The sequence below is a fragment of the Nocardioides palaemonis genome, assembly GCF_018275325.1.
In the GTDB taxonomy this organism is placed as follows: domain Bacteria; phylum Actinomycetota; class Actinomycetes; order Propionibacteriales; family Nocardioidaceae; genus Nocardioides; species Nocardioides palaemonis.
Genome location: NZ_JAGVQR010000001.1, coordinates 1429494 through 1446782, shown reverse-complemented (window position 1 = coordinate 1446782; position 17289 = coordinate 1429494). Strand labels below are relative to the sequence as shown.

16 protein-coding genes are annotated in these 17289 nt (G+C 72.2%); 6 read left to right on the top strand and 10 right to left on the bottom strand.

The window, feature by feature from the left end:
- Positions 1-87 precede the first annotated feature (87 nt).
- Genes KDN32_RS07060 through KDN32_RS07050 form a run of 4 tightly spaced genes read left to right on the top strand, consistent with a single transcriptional unit; the run spans position 88 to position 1363 of the window.
- The gene (locus KDN32_RS07060; RefSeq protein ID WP_211731331.1) at positions 88-315 is read left to right on the top strand and encodes an OapA N-terminal domain-containing protein; all 228 of its coding nucleotides are present in this window, start codon (positions 88-90) and stop codon (positions 313-315) included.
- A 21-nt stretch (positions 316-336) separates the two neighbouring features.
- Entirely contained in the window at positions 337-945 is a 609-nt protein-coding gene (locus tag KDN32_RS07055; RefSeq protein WP_307853799.1) for an AzlC family ABC transporter permease, read from the top strand.
- Positions 936-1067 carry a hypothetical protein gene (locus KDN32_RS22835; protein WP_283093372.1) on the top strand — a complete coding sequence of 44 codons (132 nt, stop codon included), beginning with the start codon at positions 936-938 and terminating at the stop codon, positions 1065-1067. Before KDN32_RS07055 ends, KDN32_RS22835 begins: the two co-directional genes overlap by 10 nt.
- Positions 1067-1363, top strand: coding sequence for an AzlD domain-containing protein (locus tag KDN32_RS07050; protein ID WP_249216377.1), 297 nt, complete (start codon positions 1067-1069; stop codon positions 1361-1363). Before KDN32_RS22835 ends, KDN32_RS07050 begins: the two co-directional genes overlap by 1 nt.
- A gap of 25 nt (positions 1364-1388) precedes the next feature.
- Here KDN32_RS07050 and KDN32_RS07045 read toward each other — a convergent pair whose 3' ends face one another.
- Positions 1389-2999, bottom strand: a complete 1611-nt coding sequence (locus tag KDN32_RS07045; protein ID WP_211731330.1) for a M4 family metallopeptidase — start codon at positions 2997-2999, stop codon at positions 1389-1391.
- Positions 3000-3095: 96 nt separating this feature from the next.
- Complete coding sequence (gene dapB / locus KDN32_RS07040; RefSeq protein WP_211732406.1) at positions 3096-3839, bottom strand: 4-hydroxy-tetrahydrodipicolinate reductase; 744 nt, start codon at positions 3837-3839, stop codon at positions 3096-3098.
- 125 nt (positions 3840-3964) lie between these two features.
- Between dapB and KDN32_RS07035 the strand changes: the two genes are divergently transcribed.
- Positions 3965-4480: a class I SAM-dependent methyltransferase gene (locus KDN32_RS07035; RefSeq protein ID WP_211731329.1), complete on the top strand. Its 516-nt coding sequence runs from the start codon at positions 3965-3967 to the stop codon at positions 4478-4480.
- On the opposite strand, the gene KDN32_RS07030 is transcribed toward KDN32_RS07035, so the two are convergent.
- The 4 genes from KDN32_RS07030 to KDN32_RS07015 all read right to left on the bottom strand — a co-directional run bounded on the left by KDN32_RS07030 (position 4477) and on the right by KDN32_RS07015 (position 9175).
- Positions 4477-5784 (bottom strand): M16 family metallopeptidase, encoded by a 1308-nt coding sequence (locus tag KDN32_RS07030; RefSeq protein ID WP_307853797.1) that lies wholly within the window; start codon positions 5782-5784, stop codon positions 4477-4479. The two genes, KDN32_RS07035 and KDN32_RS07030, sit on opposite strands and share 4 nt — an antisense overlap.
- A 110-nt stretch (positions 5785-5894) precedes the next feature.
- A complete protein-coding gene (locus KDN32_RS07025) occupies positions 5895-8132 on the bottom strand; it encodes a polyribonucleotide nucleotidyltransferase (RefSeq protein ID WP_211731328.1) in 2238 nt (745 codons plus the stop codon).
- Between the two features lie 266 nt (positions 8133-8398).
- Entirely contained in the window at positions 8399-8674 is a 276-nt protein-coding gene (rpsO, locus tag KDN32_RS07020; protein WP_211731327.1) for a 30S ribosomal protein S15, read from the bottom strand.
- 237 nt (positions 8675-8911) lie between these two features.
- Complete coding sequence (locus tag KDN32_RS07015; RefSeq protein ID WP_211731326.1) at positions 8912-9175, bottom strand: DUF6458 family protein; 264 nt, start codon at positions 9173-9175, stop codon at positions 8912-8914.
- A 114-nt stretch (positions 9176-9289) separates the two neighbouring features.
- Here KDN32_RS07015 and KDN32_RS07010 point away from each other — a divergent pair, with 114 nt between their 5' ends.
- On the top strand, positions 9290-11407 hold the full coding sequence (locus tag KDN32_RS07010; protein ID WP_211731325.1) for a molybdopterin-dependent oxidoreductase: 2118 nt from the start codon (positions 9290-9292) through the stop codon (positions 11405-11407).
- A 60-nt stretch (positions 11408-11467) separates the two neighbouring features.
- On the opposite strand, the gene KDN32_RS07005 is transcribed toward KDN32_RS07010, so the two are convergent.
- The 4 genes from KDN32_RS07005 to ptsP all read right to left on the bottom strand — a co-directional run bounded on the left by KDN32_RS07005 (position 11468) and on the right by ptsP (position 17281).
- Positions 11468-11902 (bottom strand): PTS mannitol transporter subunit IIA, encoded by a 435-nt coding sequence (locus KDN32_RS07005; RefSeq protein WP_249216376.1) that lies wholly within the window; start codon positions 11900-11902, stop codon positions 11468-11470.
- Between the two features lie 175 nt (positions 11903-12077).
- A complete protein-coding gene (locus KDN32_RS07000) occupies positions 12078-13607 on the bottom strand; it encodes a PTS mannitol transporter subunit IIBC (protein WP_249216375.1) in 1530 nt (509 codons plus the stop codon).
- A gap of 213 nt (positions 13608-13820) precedes the next feature.
- A complete protein-coding gene (locus KDN32_RS06995) occupies positions 13821-15557 on the bottom strand; it encodes a zinc-binding dehydrogenase (RefSeq protein WP_211731323.1) in 1737 nt (578 codons plus the stop codon).
- A gap of 41 nt (positions 15558-15598) precedes the next feature.
- Entirely contained in the window at positions 15599-17281 is a 1683-nt protein-coding gene (gene ptsP, locus KDN32_RS06990; RefSeq protein ID WP_211731322.1) for a phosphoenolpyruvate--protein phosphotransferase, read from the bottom strand.
- Positions 17282-17289: the final 8 nt, after the last annotated feature.

The following is a 17289-nucleotide window of genomic DNA, read 5'->3' as shown; positions in this document are numbered from 1 at the left end:
CTCCCTTCGGGTGCTTGATTTCCGTGTGACGGAGGTCACCATGGGAGGTGCGGGCCGCCCGGCCCGCCGACCACGGGGGTTGACCACATGTTCGGACCGCTTCCCGCCCTCCACCGGCTGCTGCTCGTGGTGGGCGCGCTCGTCGTCTGCACCGGCATCGGGTTCTGGTTCGGCGTCATGCCCGAGGTACCGCTCACCGCGAGGGTGGGCGTGCTGGCCGGCAGCGCCGCCGGCGCGGCCGCGGCGTTCGTCCTCGTGCACGACTTCCACCGCCGTCAGGTCCGGCCGGCGCGGGCCCGACGTCGTACGCCCTGAGCACGCACTAGCCTCGGCGGGGTGAGCGAGGCCCCCCTGTCCCCCGACGAGCGCGCCGGCATCGTCCGCGACGGGCTGGCCGTCGGCGTCGCGACCGGTGCCTACGGCGTCGGCTTCGGTGCGGTGGCGGTGGCCTCCGGCCTCAGCGTCGCGCAGACCTGCGTGCTGTCGCTCGTGATGTTCACCGGCGCCAGCCAGTTCGCCCTCGCCGGGGTCGTCGCAGCCGGCGGTGCGCCCCTCTCCGGGGCGGCGACCGCGCTCCTGCTCGGCACCCGCAACACGCTCTACGGCCTGCGGATGGCGCCGAAGCTGGGCTGGCGCGGCTGGCGGCGGGCGGCAGCCGCGCACGTGCTCATCGACGAGTCGACGGCGATGTCGGTCAACCGCGAGACCACCGAGGCGGCCCGCCTCGGCTTCCTCACCACCGGCGTGGCGGTCTTCGTGCTGTGGAACCTCGCCACCGCGATCGGAGCGCTCGCGGGTGAGGCGGTGGGCGACCCGCGCACGTTCGGCCTCGACGCCGCCGTCGGCGCCGCCTTCCTCGCGCTGCTGTGGCCGCGCCTGCAGGCTCGTCGCAACGTGCTGGTCGCGTCGCGGCCGCTGCCGTGGCACTGGCCGCGGTGCCCGTGACCGCGGCCGGGGTCCCGGTGCTCGCCGCGGGCGGGGTGGCGGTCGTGGCCGGCGCCCTGGCGCGTGCCCAGGACCCGACCGAGGTCCCGGGCCCCGGCGACGTGGCGGGAGGTCACCGCTGATGTGGACCGCCGTGGTGCTGGCGGGCGTGGGCTGCTACCTGCTCAAGCTGGCCGGCTTGTCGCTCCCGGAGCGGGTGCTCGCCCACCCGACCGTGGAGCGGGTCGCCGACCTGATCCCGGTCGCGCTGCTGGCTGCGCTGGTGGCCGTCCAGGTGTTCGCCGACGGACCGTCGCTGACGCTGGACGCGCGGGTGCTCGGGCTCGTCTTCGCCGTGGTGGCGCTGCTGCTCCGCGCGCCGTTCCTCGTCGTGGTGGTGGGGGCGGCAGTCGTGGCGGCGCTGGCCCGCCTGGTCTGACACCCCCACCCGTGCGAGGTCGCGGTCAACCGACCGAGACCGCGCTCCACGCAGCGCCCACGCCGGTGTGCTGCGTGCTGCCCTGGCCGAACAGGTCGGCCGCGGCGCTGAGCGTCGCCGTCCGGGCGCCGGCGTAGGTCGTGCCCGACGTCATGTAGACCGTCAGCGCGCGGTACCAGATCGCCGCCGCGTCGTCGCGGCCGATGCCGGTCACGCTCGACCCGTCGCAGGTCGACGAGCTGTGCGCGACACCGTTGATGGTCTTCGCGCCGCTGCCCTCGGCGAGCAGGTAGAAGAAGTGGTTGCCGATGCCCGACGAGTAGTGCACGTCGACGTCCTTGGCCCCGCTGCTCCAGCAGTCGAGCGACGAGCCGTCCGACGACGGGCGGTCCATCCGGCGGAAGCCGGCGTGCTGCGCGAGGTCGAACTGCTCGCCGATGAGGTAGTCGCCCGGGTCGTTCGCGTTGGCGGCGTGGAACTCCACCATCGTGCCGAAGATGTCGGAGGTCGCCTCGTTGAGGCCGCCGGACTCCCCGGAGTAGGTCAGGCCCGCGGAGTTCTCGGTGACGCCGTGCGACATCTCGTGCCCGGCCACGTCGAGGGACACGAGCGGCCCGAAGCTCACCCCGTCACCGTCGCCGTAGGTCATCTTAGTGCCGTCCCAGAAGGCGTTGACGTAGCCGTTGCCGTAGTGGACGCGGTTGTAGGAGCCGCGGCCGTCGCCCCAGATCCCGTCGCGGCCGTGGACCTGCTGGAAGTAGTCCCACGTCTCGTCCGAGCCGTACTGCGCGTCGGCGGCGGCGCTCGCCCGGTCGGAGGTGCTGCCGTTGCCGAAGGTCGGGCTGGTCGAGGTGACCGTGGTGCCGGTCTTGCAGCCGGCGCCGAAGATCTGGCAGAGGATCGTGTCCTCCTTGTTGGCCATGTCGGTCGTGTAGGTGCCCCCGCGGGTGGCGTCCTTCAGCGTGTACGACGTCCCCGAGCCGCTCACCTGGAGCGGGACCGTGCCGCTGTAGAGCGTCTGGCCCTCGCCGTCGACGTTGACGACCTGCTGCTCGCTGCGGATCACCTTCCCGCTGCCGGCGTCGACGTACGTCGCGAGCCGCGACGGCGTGCCGTCGGCCTGGGTGCCGCCCGTGACCACCTCCCACGCGAGTCGGGGCGTCGCGCCGGTCGCGTCGACCACGAGCTCGCGCGCCTCGGCCTCGCCGTCGCCCGCGACGGCTCGCGTCCGGGCGTTGCGGGCGAGCACGCGGCTGGTGGCCGAGGCCGCGGTGACCGCGGGGTCGGTCGCGAGGGTCAGCGGTGCCGCCAGGGTCTGGCTGACACCCTCCCACTGCTCGCGGGCGTCGCGGTGCACGACGAGGTCGCCGCCGACGACTCGCAGGCCGCCGAGCGTGCGGTCGAGGCGGACGTGCGTGCTGCCGTCGGGGTCGACGAGCGTCGAGCGGACGACGAACTCCTGCCCGGCGACGGCGCGCGCGGCGCCCGGGTGCTGCTGGAGGGCGGAGAGGGCGTCGGCGGCGACGCCGGCGCGCGCCGGCGCGGCGCCGGGGGCGCTGCTCGCTGAGGTGACGGGCAGTGCCGCCGCGGTCGCGGCGGCGACGGCGAGGGCGGCGAGTCCTGCGGTGCGACGCATGGGAGTACCTCCGGGGGACGTGCCGGACCCCCGAGCGGGTCGCGGCGACTACCCGTCCAACGACGCGGTCCCGCCGGGGTTACCGGCGGGTCGGGCTCAGCCGATGTCGAGGAGGTCCTCGAGCCCGACCGTGAGGCCAGGCCGGGCGGCGATCCCGCGCACGCCCACCAGCACGCCGGGCGTGAACGAGACCCGGTCCAGCGAGTCGTGGCGGATCGTGAGCGTCTCCCCCGCCGTGCCGAGCAGGACCTCCTGGTGGGCGACCAGACCGCGCACGCGCAGGCCGTGGACGCGTACGCCGTCCACGTCGGCGCCGCGCGCGCCCTCGAGTCCCGACGAGGTGGCGTCGGGCATCGGGGCGCAGCCGGCCTCGCGCCGGGCCTCGGCGATCAGCCGCGCGGTGCGGGTGGCGGTGCCGGACGGTGCGTCGGCCTTGTCGGGGTGGTGCAGCTCGACCACCTCGACGGACTCGAAGAAGGGTGCGGCCTGGGCAGCGAAGCGCATCATCAAGATGGCCCCGACCGAGAAGTTGGGCGCGATCAGCACGCCCGTGCCCGGCGACGCGCCCAGCCACTCCTCGAGGCGACCGAGCCGCTCGTCGTCGAAGCCGGTGGTGCCGACCACCGCGTGGATGCCGCGCTCGATGCAGAAGCGCAGGTTGTCCATCACCACGTCGGGGTGGGTGAAGTCGACGACGACCTGCACGCCCGCACGGACCAGCTCCTCGACGTCGTCACCGGCGTCGACGGCGGCGGCGAGCTCGAGGTCGGCCGCGGCCTCGACCGCGCGGCAGACCTCGCTGCCGACCTTGCCCCGGGCACCCAGCACGCCCACGCGGATCGGGCCGGAGGGGCGGTGTCGGGCTCGGGTCGCTCAGCGCTGCTCACGGCCCCAACCTATCGCCGACCCCGACGAGAGGGTGGCGGTGGCTGACGCCCTGCCCCCCGTCTGGCAGTCTGTACGCCATGCCGACCTCGACCATCCCGCCGCGCATCAAGTGGGCCGTCGACCTCATGGACGTCCAGCCGGGCGACCAGGTCCTGGAGATCGGCTGCGGCCCCGGCGCCGGCGCCGAGGCGATCTGCAGCAAGCTGGAGACCGGCAAGCTGTTCGCGATCGACCGCTCCGAGTCGGGCGTCGACCGGACCAAGCGCCGCAACCAGCAGTACGTCGACGCCGGCCGGCTCGTCGTGCGCCAGATCGACCTCGCCACGCTGCGGGTGCCGGTGAAGCGGCTCAACAAGGTGTTCGCGTTCAACGTGAACCTCTTCTGGGTCCGCGCCTGCGACGACGAGATCGCGCTGCTGCACGAGCGGGTCGTGCCCGGCGGCGCGGTCTACCTGTTCTACGAGGCGGCGCGCCCCGAGCTGGTGCCCAACATCGTGAAGAAGGCCTCGGAGAACCTGCTGCGCGGCGGGTTCCGCGTCAGCGTGGTGGAGCAGAAGGCTCCCCCGGTCATCGGCCTCATCGGCCGGCGCTAGGCCTGCGGACCCACCACGGCGAGCAGCTCGGGCTGGGTGAACAGGTCCCGGGCGAGCGTGGCGACGTCGTCGAGCGTGACGGCCTCGATCCGCTCGACGACCTCGTCGATGGTCAGCAGCTCGTCGAAAACCAGCTCGGCCTTGCCGATGCGTGACATCCGCGAGCCGGAGTCCTCCAGGCCGAGCACCAGGCCGCCCTTGAGCTGGCCCTTGCCCCGCTCGAGCTCCTCCGCGGTGAGGCCGTCCGCGGCCACCTTGGCGAGCTCGGCGCGCACCGTCTCCAGCACGGCGTCGTACTTCCCGGGCAGGCAACCCACGGACACCCCGACCACGCCGGCGTCGGCGTGGTGGGTGGCGAAGGAGTAGACCGAGTAGGCCAGGCCGCGGTGCTCGCGCACCTCCTGGAAGAGCCGCGACGACGTACCGCCGCCGAGCGCCGTGTTGAGCACGCCGAGGGCGTAGCGCCGGGGGTCGGTGCGGGTGAGGCCCTTGACGCCGAGGACGAGGTTGACCTGCTCCTGTGGGCGGACGGTGCGCGACTCCCCCGCCTGCACCTTGCGCGCCTTCTCGGACTGCTGCGAGAGCGTCGGCTCGGACTCGGTGTCGAGGAACCCGCCGCGCCCGAAGGCCTTGACGACCTGGCGGACCACGGCGGTGTGCTCGACGTTGCCGGCGACCGAGACGACCATGGTGTCGGGGCGGTAGTGGCGGCGGTAGAAGCGGTGGATCTGCGCGCGGGTCATCGCGCTGATGGACGCCTCGGTGCCGGCGATCGGCCGGCCCAGGGGGCTCTCGCCCCAGGCCTGGGCGGCGAAGAGGTTGTGGACCACGTCGTCGGGGTCGTCGTCGTGCATCGCGATCTCGTCGAGGATCACGTCGCGCTCGGCCTCGACGTCCGCCTCGGCGATCGTCGAGGCGACCACCATGTCGCCGAGCACGTCGACGGCCGTGGGCAGGTCCTGGTCGAGGACCCGGGCGTGGAAGACCGTGTACTCCTTGGTGGTGAAGGCGTTGAACTCCCCGCCGACGGCGTCGAGCGCGACCGAGATCTCCATCGCCGAGCGCTCGGGCGTGCCCTTGAAGAGCAGGTGCTCGAGGAAGTGCGAGCAGCCGTGCAGGGCCGGCGTCTCGTCGCGCGAGCCGACGTCGACCCACACGCCGATGCTCGCCGAGCGCGACCCGGCCATCTGCTCGGTGACGATCCGCAGTCCGCTCGGCAGGACGGTGCGCCGCACGCGGGAGGTCACCGTCCCGTCGTCGTCCTTGACGGTGTGGAGGGTGCGGGTGGTGCCGTTCTTCTGCACGGGGGTCCTTCCGGGTGGAGCAGGGGTGGAGCGGAGGTGGAACAGGGGTGGAACGCCACGACCGGCCGGCCTGACGGCCGGCCGGTCGCGGGTGGAGCGGGTGGGTCAGGTCACTCGGCGTCGGTGGCCTCGACGTCGGCCTCGGACGACTCGTCCGAGCCGCCCTCGTCCTCGACGACCGGGACCAGCGAGAGCTTGCCGCGGTCGTCGATCTCGGCGATCGAGACCTGGACCTTCTGGCCGACCGACAGGACGTCCTCGACGGCCTCGACGCGCTTGCCGCCGGCCAGGGCGCGCAGCTTGCTGATGTGCAGCAGGCCGTCCTTGCCCGGGAGCAGCGAGACGAACGCACCGAAGTTGGTCGTCTTGACGACCGTGCCGAGGTAGCGCTCGCCGACCTCGGGCATGGTCGGGTTGGCGATCGCGTTGACCGCGGCCTTGGCGGCCTCGGCGGCCTCGCCGTTGGTCGCGCCGATGTAGACCGTGCCGTCGTCCTCGATGGACAGCGTCGCGCCCGTGTCGTCCTGGATCTGGTTGATGACCTTGCCCTTGGGACCGATCACCTCGCCGATCTTGTCGACGGGCACGCGGATGGTGATGATGCGCGGCGCGTGGACCGACATCTCCTCCGGCGCGTCGATGGCCTCGGCCATCACGTCGAGGATCGCCAGGCGCGCGTCGCGGGCCTGGGTCAGCGCGCCGGCGAGCACCTCGGCCGGGATGCCGTCGAGCTTGGTGTCGAGCTGGAGCGCGGTGACGAACTCGCGGGTGCCGGCGACCTTGAAGTCCATGTCGCCGAACGCGTCCTCGGCGCCGAGGATGTCGGTCAGCGCGACGTAGCGGGTCTCGCCGTCGACCTGGTCGGAGATGAGGCCCATCGCGATGCCCGCGACGGACGCCTTCAGCGGCACGCCGGCCTGCAGCAGGGCGAGGGTCGAGGCGCAGACCGAGCCCATCGAGGTGGAGCCGTTGGAGCCCATGGCCTCGGACAGCTGGCGGATCGCGTAGGGGAACTCCTCGCGCGAGGGCAGCACCGGCAGGAGCGCGCGGCGGGCGAGCGCACCGTGGCCGACCTCGCGACGCTTCGGCGAGCCGACGCGGCCGGTCTCACCGGTGGAGAACGGCGGGAAGACGTACTTGTGCATGTAGCGGCGGTGCTTCTCCGGCGACAGCGTGTCGAGCTGCTGCTCCATCTTGAGCATGTCGAGGGTGGTGACGCCCAGGATCTGGGTCTCGCCACGCTCGAAGAGCGAGGAGCCGTGGACCCGCGGGATCACGCCGACCTCGGCGTGCAGCGGACGGATGTCGGCGAGGCCGCGACCGTCGATGCGGATCTTGTCGCGCAGCACGCGCTCGCGCACGACCGCCTTGGTGACCGAGCGGAACGCCGCGCCGATCTCCTTCTCACGGCCCTCGAACTGGGCGCCGAGCTTCTCGAGCAGGGCGACCTTGAGCTCGTCGGTGCGGGTCTCGCGCTCCTGCTTGTCGCCGATCTGCATCGCGGCGGTCAGGTCGGCCTTCGCGGCGGCCTCGACGGCGGCGTAGGCGTCGTCCTCGTAGTCGAGGAAGATCGGGAACTCCTCGACCGGCTTGGCGGCCTCGGCGGCGAGCTGCGACTGTGCCTCGCACAGCTGCTTGATGAAGGGCTTCGCGGCGTCGAGGCCACCGGCCACGACCTCCTCAGTGGGCGCCTGGGCGCCACCCTGGATGAGGGTGTAGGTGTCCTCGGGGGCCTCGGCCTCGACCATCATGATCGCGACGTCGCCCGACTCGGTGACGCGACCGGCGACGACCATGTCGAAGACGGCCGACTCGAGCTGCTGGTGGGTCGGGAAGGCGACCCACTGGCCGTCGATCAGCGCGACGCGCACGCCGCCGACCGGGCCGGAGAACGGCAGGCCGGAGAGCTGGGTCGACATGGACGCGGCGTTGATGGCCAGCACGTCGTAGGGCATGTTCGGGTCGAGCGCCATGACGGTGATGACGACCTGGACCTCGTTGCGCAGGCCCTTCTTGAAGGTCGGGCGCAGCGGGCGGTCGATCAGGCGGCAGGTGAGGATCGCGTCCTCGCCCGGGCGGCCCTCGGACCGGAAGAACGAGCCGGGGATCTGGCCCACGGCGTACATCCGCTCCTCGACGTCGATCGTGAGCGGGAAGAAGTCGAAGTGGTCCTTGGGCGTCTTGCCCGCGGTGGTCGCCGACAGGAGCATGGTCTCGTCGTCGAGGTACGCCGTGACGGCGCCGGCCGCCTGGCGGGCGAGCAGGCCGGTCTCGAACTTGACCGTGCGCTTGCCGAAGGAACCGTTGTCGATGACGGTCTCGACAGCGGAGATGATGGGTTCACTCATGGAAGCAGGATCTGCTTTCTCTTCGCGGAGCGATCCGCGACGCCGCATGAGGTGCCGGTCTTCGATCGAGGCCCGCAGGTGCGGCACCCGCTGAGCGGGGCACCTGAGAGCCACTACCGAGGACCGAGCCGGGTGCGCGGGTCGCTCCTGGATCTGTGGTTGTTCAGTTGTGCGTGACGCAGGGCGTCTGGGCCGAGACTAGCGCGGCCCGGAGCCGGATGCGGCTCGGGCGACCTCCCGTGTCCGGGAGGTCGCCCGATCCGTGATCAGCGGCGGAGGCCGAGGCGCTCGACGATCGAGCGGTAGCGCTCGATCTCGGTCTTCTGCAGGTAGTTCAGCAGGCGACGGCGCTGGCCGACGAGCAGGAGCAGGCCACGACGGCTGTGGTGGTCGTGCTTGTGCTGCTTGAGGTGCTCGGTGAGGTGGGCGATGCGGTGGCTGAGCAGCGCGATCTGCACCTCGGGCGAACCGGTGTCACCCTCGGTCAGGGCGTACTCGGCGATGATCTTCTTCTTGGTCTCCGCGTCGGTACCAATCGACATGGGGGCTCCTTCGGCTCTCGTTGCGCGGCGCGCCCGGGCCTGTTCACCGGGGCACTCTGGTTCCGCGGCCGTCGTGACGGCGTGTCACCCGTGGTGGGCAACCGGAGCAGCATATCGAGGCGCCGGACGCGCGGGCCAATCCGCGCGTCCGGCAGACCAGCAGCCTCTCCGAAGGAACGGGGTCCCCGCGGCGTTGTCCGGAGGAGCGAAGCGGAGGAGGAGAACGCCGCGGGGTGATCACACCGCCGGCGGCGGCGGGTCGGACTCGCTGGTGCGCTGGGTCGTGGCCTGGCGACCCTGGGCGTCGGTCGTCGTGGCGGTCGTCGTGTGGCGGCGCCGGGTGTTCTGCTGGACGAGCGTCAGCACCAGCCACAGCGCACCGGCCAGGACGAGGATCCAGCCGATGGTGGGGATCTCGAGCGGACCGACCTGCTGGTCGTTGAAGGCCAGCGCGAGGATCAGTCCGATGACGATGAGGCCGATCGGCCCTCCGAATCCCATCACGTGCTCCGTTCTGTCGGCGGTCCCGCCCCGGGCGGGGCGGAGCGCCGTGGAGTCTCCCCCCACCGGCGCGGGCGTGTCACCACCTCTGCGGAGGGTGGCACGATCGGCCGCATGGCGAGCGGTGAGAAGCGGATCGGCGTGTGCAACCTGTGCGAGGCCATCTGCGGCCTCGAGCTCACGATCGAGGGGCGCGACGTCGTCGGCGTGCGCGGCAACCCGGCCGACCCGCTGTCGCGCGGCCACGTGTGCCCCAAGGGCGTCGCCATCGCGGACGTCTACGCCGACCCCGACCGGCTGCGCCGTCCGGTGCGTCGCGTCGGGTCGGGCTGGGAGGAGATCGGCTGGGACGAGGCGTTCGACCTGGTCGCCGACAACCTGGCCCGGGTGATCGAGGAGCACGGTGACGACGCGCTCGGCGTCTACCTCGGCAACCCCAACGCGCACAGCCTCGGGTCGATGACCCACGGCACCGCGATGTTCAAGTCGTTCCGGACCCGCAACCGCTACTCCGCGACCTCGGTCGACCAGCTCCCCCACCAGCTCGTCGGGCACCTGATGTTCGGGCACCAGCTGCTCCTGCCGGTCCCGGACATCGACCGGACGTCGTTCTTCCTCGTCGTCGGCGCCAACCCGATGGCGTCCAACGGGTCGCTGATGACCGTGCCCGACTTCCCGCAGCGGGTCCGCGACCTGCGCGCCCGCGGCGGGCGGATGGTCGTGCTCGACCCACGCCGCACCGAGACCGCGAAGGTCGCCGACGAGCACCACTTCGTCCGCCCCGGCACCGACGCGTGGGTGCTGCTGGCGATGCTGCACGTCCTGACCGCCGAGACCCCCGAGCCGCCGGCGGTCGCGGCGTACGCCGACGGGCTCGCGGCGGTCGTCGACCTCGTCGCGCCCTTCACCCCCGAGCGCGCCGAGGAGGTCAGCGGCCTCCCGGCCGACGACGTACGCCGCCTGGCCCGGGCGCTCGCCGCCGCCGACGGCGGTGTCGCCTACAGCCGCATCGGCGTCTCGGCCGGACCGTGGGGCACCGTGTGCCAGTGGGCGGTCAACTGCCTCAACGTCCTCACCGGCAACCTGGACCGGGTCGGCGGCGCGATGTTCACCTCCCCCGCGATCGACGCGGTCGGCACGGGCCTGATCGGCCGGGGCCACCACGACGCCTGGCGCTCGCGCGTGCGTGGCCTCCCGGAGACCGCCGGCGAGCTGCCGGTGTCGGCGCTGCGCGAGGAGATCGAGACGCCCGGCGAGGGGCAGGTGCGGGCGATGCTGACCGTGGCCGGCAACCCGGTGCTGTCCACGCCCGACGGCGGGCGGCTCGACACCGCGCTGGCCGGCCTCGACTTCATGGCGGCGGTCGACATCTACGTCAACGAGACCACCCGCCACGCCGACGTGATCCTGCCGCCGACGACCGCGCTCGAGCGCGACCACTACGACCTGGTCTTCCACCTGCTGGCCGTGCGCGACACCGCGCGCTTCACCCCCGCGGTCTTCGAGAAGGAGGCCGACCAGCGCCACGACTGGGAGATCTTCCGCGAGATCACCCTGCGCACCACCGCGCGGCTGAGCCGGAAGGCGCCGCTCAAGAAGCGTCTGGTCCAGCGCGCCCGGCTGACCGCCAGCCCCACCTTCCTCGTCGGCCAGCTGCTGCGACGCGGCTCCAGCGGGGTGACGCTGAAGAAGCTGCGGGCCCGCCCGTCCGGCATCGACCTCGGGCCGCTGCGGGCCGGGCAGCTCCCCGAGCGGCTGCGCACGAAGGACCGACGTCTCGACCTCGCTCCGGACCTCGTGGTCGCCGACGTCCGGCGCCTCGACGCCGCCGACGTCCCGACGACCGACGACCTGCTGCTGATCGGGCGACGCCACAAGCAGGACTGCAACTCGTGGATGCACAACTCCGAGCGGCTCACCCGCGGCCGCCCGCGCCACCAGCTGCTGATGAACCCCGCGGACCTGGCCGCGCGCGACCTCGTCGACGGCGCCCGGGTCCGGGTCACGTCGCGGGTCGGCTCGGTCGAGGTCGAGGTGGCCGCCACCGACGACCTGATGCCGGGCGTGGTCTCGCTCCCCCACGGCTACGGCCACGCCCGCGAGGGCGTGCTGATGGGCCGCAGCCGCGACGTCCCGGGCGTCTCGGTCAACGACCTGACCGACCCCGAGCTGCTCGACGTCTCGGGCAACGCCGCGCTCAACGGCGTTCCGGTGGCCGTCACCGCCTGCTGACGCGAACGGGCCCCCGCCGGTGGTCCGGCGGAGGCCCGTCGCTCGGGTCGTGGGGTGGGGTCAGGTGCTGACGTCGCCGAGGACCGCGAGCACGTCGTCGGGGGTCTGTGCCCGGTCGAGCGCGGCGATCTGGTCGTCGTCGGTGAAGGCGCCGGCCAGCGCCTGGAGCACGGTCAGGTGGTCGTCGCCGGCCCCGGCGATGCCGACGACGTAGCGGGCGGGGCTGCCCTTCCAGTCGATCGGCTCGTCGTAGCGGATGAAGGAGATCGCGGTCCGGCTGATCAGCGCCTTCGCCTCGTTGGTGCCGTGCGGGATGGCCAGCCCGTTGCCCATGAAGGTCGAGACCGACCCCTCGCGCTCGTGCATCGCCGCGACGTAGGACGCGTCCACCGCGCCCGACGCCACGAGCAGCTCGCCCGCCTCGGTGATGGCCGCCTCGCGGTCGCGGGCCCGCCCGCCCAGCACGATCGAGTCCCTGCTCAGTACGTCGCCCATGTGCGTCTCGCTCCTCTTCCGTGTGCCTCGGTGTCGGTCGGTGCTCCCCATCCCACCACGCCGGTGCGCGGCGGTGAGGGTGGTCGACCCGGCCCTCCGTGCGGAGGGCCGGGCCGGTTCGGGGGTGATTTCCTGCGGGGGTGTTCTCGTGCGGGGGTGTTCTAGCGCGGGCCGGTCAGGCCCGCTTGCCCTCGTCGATCATCGTGACGATCTCGTCGTAGCGCGGGCTGCCCATGAAGTTGTCGACCGACACGTGGACCGCGGACGGCGTGCGCTCCCGGGCGCGGTCGGTGAGGTCCTGGTGGCTCACCACGAGGTCGTAGCTGTCGTCGAGGTTGGCGATCGCCTTGTTGACCACCGTGACCTCGTCGTGCCCGGCCGACTGGATCTTCTTGCGGAGCACCGAGGCACCCATCGCCGACGAGCCCATGCCGGCGTCGCAGGCGAAGACGATGCTGCGGATCTCCTTGGTGGCCGTGGCGGAAGTGCCGCTGCCGGCGACCATGGACGAGGCGATCGACTGCTTGCCCTTCATCGACTCCATCGACGCGGTGGCGTGGACCAGCTCGTCGTCGGCCTCCTCGGTCTTGTCGGTCTTGAGGATGATCGCGGCCACCGCGAAGCTGGCCGCCGCGCCGCCGATGATCGACAACGTGACGCCGAGCAGGTTGGTGAGGTCGGTCGGCGCGGCGATGTAGACCGCGAACACCGAGCCGGGGGCGGCCGGCGAGCGCAGACCGCTGCCGAAGATCACGTTGATCAGGATCTGCGTCGCACCACCGGCGATCATCGCGACGATCAGCTTGGGCTTCATCAGCACGAAGGGGAAGTAGACCTCGTGGATGCCGCCGAAGAAGTGGATGATCGCCGCGCCCGGGGCGGACGCCTTCGCGAGGCCCTTGCCGAACACCATGTAGGCGAGCAGCAGGCCGAGGCCGGCGGCGGGGTTCGCCTCGAGCAGGAACAGGATGGACTTGCCTGACTCGGCCGACTCCTGGAGCCCGAGCGGCGTCAGGACGCCCTGGTTGAGCGCGTTGTTCAGGAACAGCACCTTGGCCGGCTCGATGACGATCGAGGCGAACGGCAGGAGGTTGTTGTCGACCAGGAACTCGACGCCGTCGCCGAAGCGGTCGGCGACCCAGGTCAGGACCGGGCTGAGGGCGAAGAAGCCCAGCGTCGCCAGGATCCCGCCCCAGATGCCGGCGGAGAAGTTGTTGACGAGCATCTCGAAGCCGGGCTTGATCTTGCCGTCCCAGATCGCGTCGATCTTCTTCATGGACCAGCCACCGAGCGGACCCATGATCATCGCGCCCATGAACATCGGCACCTCGGTGCCCGCGATGACGCCGAAGCAGGCGACCGCGCCGACGACGCCGCCGCGCATGTTGTTGTCGTAGACCATCTTGCCGCCGGTGTAGGCGATGAGGGTCGGCAGCAGGTACTTGATCATCGGGCCGACGATGCCGCCGGTGGCGTACTCGCCCCAGCCGCCGATCTTCGCGACCCAGCTGTCGTCGGCCAGCCAGGCGTTGTCGCCACCGCCGAGGTTGATCCAGCCGACCTGGATGAACAGTGCGGTGATGAGGCCCCACGCCACGAAGGCGCCGATGTTGGGCATGACCATGTTGGAGAGGAACGTGCCGAACTTCTGCACGCGGACCCGTGCGGACGTGGTGCCCGCCGGGGTGGTGGTTGTCGTCGCCATGCTGTGTGTCCTCCAGAAGAACGTCGGGTGACCCCGATCACATGTTGCCTGTAGTTAACATCACACTCGGGCACGTTGCCAAGCATTCGGGCACGTTTTTTGCCCGAATGCTTGGTTTTGGGTAGAGGGCGACTCCCCATGACCACGAAGCCCCCGAGCCGTCTGGCGGCTCGGGGGCTCCACGACCACGGGGTACGACGTCGCGCGGCGGACTCAGCCGCCCAGCTGGCTGTCGAAGAGCGCCCGCTCCACGTCGCCGTTCCAGGTGCCACCCGGGCCGAGCTTCGCGGCGACCTCGGGGAGCTTCTCGGCCAGCTCGTCGAGGCCCATCAGGGGCAGGTCGTGGATCTGCGGGAAGATCAGCACCTTGCCGGAGTAGCGACCCTCCACCAGCGCGGCCAGGCCGTCCTTCGCCGCGCGCATGCCGCCGACGGCACCGACGATCGACCCGGGCGACAGCTCGCCCGCCTCGGCCAGGTCGACCACCTGCTGCTGGTCGTGGATGGTGAGGCCGGACGTGCCGGTGTACTGCGCGTTGGCCAGGTAGACCCGGCTCAGGTCCATCGGCGCCAGGGTGCCGTTGGGGACGCCCGCGAAGAAGACGAGCATGCCGTCCGGCGCCATGATCGTGTCGGCCTCGGCCATCACCTCGGAGATCGGGACGCTGACCACCACGTCGTCGGCGCCGCGCCCGTCGGTCAGCTCCATCACGAAGTCGTGCAGCGACTGCTCCGAGGTCTGGGAGTTGAAGGTCACGAGCTCGCAGTCGTTGTCCGCCGCGAGGTGGCCGAGCCGGTCCACGAGGCTCCTCAGCCGCTCGTCGCTCACCTCGGTGGCGACGATCGTGCGGGGGCCGTCGGCCTGCTGCATCGCTCGCTGCACGTGCATCAACCCCATCGGGCCGCCGGCACCCACGAAGACGGTGGTGCCGCGCGAGCGCAGGTCGCAGCGGTTGCGCGCCTCGCCGTAGGACGCGGCGATGTCGGGGCCGCGGCCGCCGAGGTAGGCGGTGTAGTCGTAGTGCAGGCGCCCCACGTCGAGGTCCACGAGGCCGTCCAGGGCGGTCTCGCCGACGAGGTTGAGGGTGCCGCGCCGGGCGATGTGGGTCGCGACGGCGCCCGCGGTCGTCGCAGAGCGGGGGTCGAGCAGGACGATGTCGTCGAAGCCGGCACCGTCGGTCAGCTCGTCGACCAGCGCCTGGTAGTCGTCGGCGCCGAGGCCGTCCCGGACGACGACGGTGGCCGAGGTGCCCTCGACGAGCGCGGCGACCGAGGCAGGTGCGTCGGTCAGGACGATGGTCGACGGGGCGTCGAGCCCGGCCGAGAACTCGTAGTCCCGCTCGTCGCCGGGGCGCCCGACGATCCACATGGTCCCGCCCGCCTTCGGCTCGAGGCGCCGCCGCTGGGTGTAGGCCGCCATCACGCAGCCCCACGGCTCCAGCGTGGAGGCCTCGGCGTAGCCCATCGAGTCGGGCAGCGGCAGCAGGCAGACACCGTCGTCGGTGTCGAGCATCTCGGTGCCCATCACGTGGTGCTGGATGAGCCCGCCGGGGATCGTGTAGCCGTAGGCCGTGCTCTTCCCGTCCTGGTAGATGTCGGGCTGCACCGCGAGCCGCTGGCCGGCGTGGAAGCGGTCGGCCAGCTCGTCGCCGACCTCGACCACGGTGAGGCTGACCTCGTGCCCGAGGCGGGTGGGGTCCTTCGCGAGGTCGCGGTTGTAGAGCTTGGGGTGGCTGCCGCCCTGGCGCATGATCTTCACGTCGGAGAAGCACAGGCCGACGCTGTCGATCCGCACCAGCATCTGGTCGGCGGCGGGCTCGGGCACCGGCACCCGCTCGGGCGCGCCGTCCGCGCCCATGTTGTCCTCCCCCGCTCCGTGCAGCAGCCAGGCCCACGCCTGGTCCGGTCGGTCGTCGTCGGCCGCGCGGTAGCGGTCGTAGGCAGATGTCATCGGTTCCTCCGGGTGACGTAGGGGTCGGTGGGCGTCGGGCGTCAGTGGCCCAGCACCTCGCGTACGGCCGCACGCGCGGCCATCGGGTCGGGGGCGCCGAGGGCGGCCTCGGCGGCGATCTCGCAGGTCTCGAAGCTCACCCGCGCGAGCTGTGCGCCGACCGGGCGGACGGCGCGTGCCGCCATCGACAGAGAGGTGATGCCCATGCCGATGAGGGCGGTCGCGAGCAGCGGGTCAGCGGCGGCCTCGCCGCAGACGCCGACCGGCTTGCCGGCCTCGGCACCCGCGTGGGCGGTGATGGCGATCAGCTGGAGCACGGCCGGCTGCCAGGGGTCGGTGAGGTGGGCGAGGTCGGTGGCCATCCGGTCGGCGGCCATCGCGTACTGGGTGAGGTCGTTGGTGCCGATGGAGAGGAAGTCGACGACCTCGAGCATCCGGTGGGCCAGCAGCGCCGCGCTCGGGATCTCGACCATCACCCCGGGCTTGAGGCCCCGGGCGCGCACCTTCGCCGCGAAGTCGGCGGCCTCGGCGACGGTGGCCACCATCGGCGCCATCACCCAGGTCTCGGTGCCCGTACGCTCCGCGGCCGCGGCGATGCCGTCGAGCTGGCGGTCCATCAGGCCCGGGTTGTCGAAGCTGAGCCGGAGGCCACGCACGCCGAGGGCGGGGTTCTCCTCGCCCTCGTGGGTCGCGAAGGCGATGGGCTTGTCGGACCCCGCGTCGAGGGTGCGGACGACGACGTACCGGCCGTCGGCGTAGGGCGCGAGGACGCCGGCGTAGATGTCGGCCTGCTCCTCCACGCCCGGCTCGTCCTTGCGGTTGAGGAAGCACAGCTCGGTGCGGAACAGGCCGACGCCCTGGACCGGCTCGACGCCGGCCGACTCCGCGGACGGCCCGTCGGCGACGTTGGCGAGCAGCTTGACCGGCATCCCGTCGGCGGTCGCCGCCGGGCCGTCCCAGGCGGCGAGCTCCTCGCGCAGGCGGCGGCTCTCCTCCACCCGCGCCGACGCCTCCTCACGGTCGGCACCCTGCTCGATGGTGCCGGCCTCGCCGTCGACGACGACGAAGGTCCCCTCGGCCAGCTCGGTGATGCCCGCGGCACCGACGACGCAGGGGATGCCGAGCTGGCGGGCGATGATCGCGGTGTGGCTGGTGGCGCCGCCGCGCTCGGTGACGAGGGCGGTGACCAGCGCGGGGTCGAGGCCGGAGGTGTCGCTCGGAGCGAGGTCCTCCGCGACGAGGATCGACGGCTCGGACGGCGTCGGCACCCCGGGCGCCGGCTCACCGACGAGGTGGGCGACCACGCGGCGCTCGATGTCGCGCAGGTCGGTGACCCGCTCGGCCATCAGGCCGCCCATGTTGGTGAAGATCGTGACGAACTGCTCGACCGCGCCCTGCACCGCCGCGACCGGACCCTGGCCGGCCTGGAGGTTCTTCGCCACCGCTGACCTCAGGCCCTTGTCGCGAGCGAGGCCGGCGCTCGCGGTCAGCACCTCGGCCGCGGCCCCCTGCGCCGAGGCGGCCTTCTCGGTGAAGGTCGCGGCGACGGCGGCGGCCGCCTCGTCGTAGCCGGCGAGCGCGGCATCGGCGTCGGCGAAGTCGCCCTCGCCGTAGCGCGCGATGGCGTCCGGCGAGACCTCGCCGCGCACGTGGAGGACGGGTCCGGCGGCGACACCCGGAACGACCGGGGTCCCGCTCAGGGTGGTGCTGGCGGGTGTGGTCATGGACACAC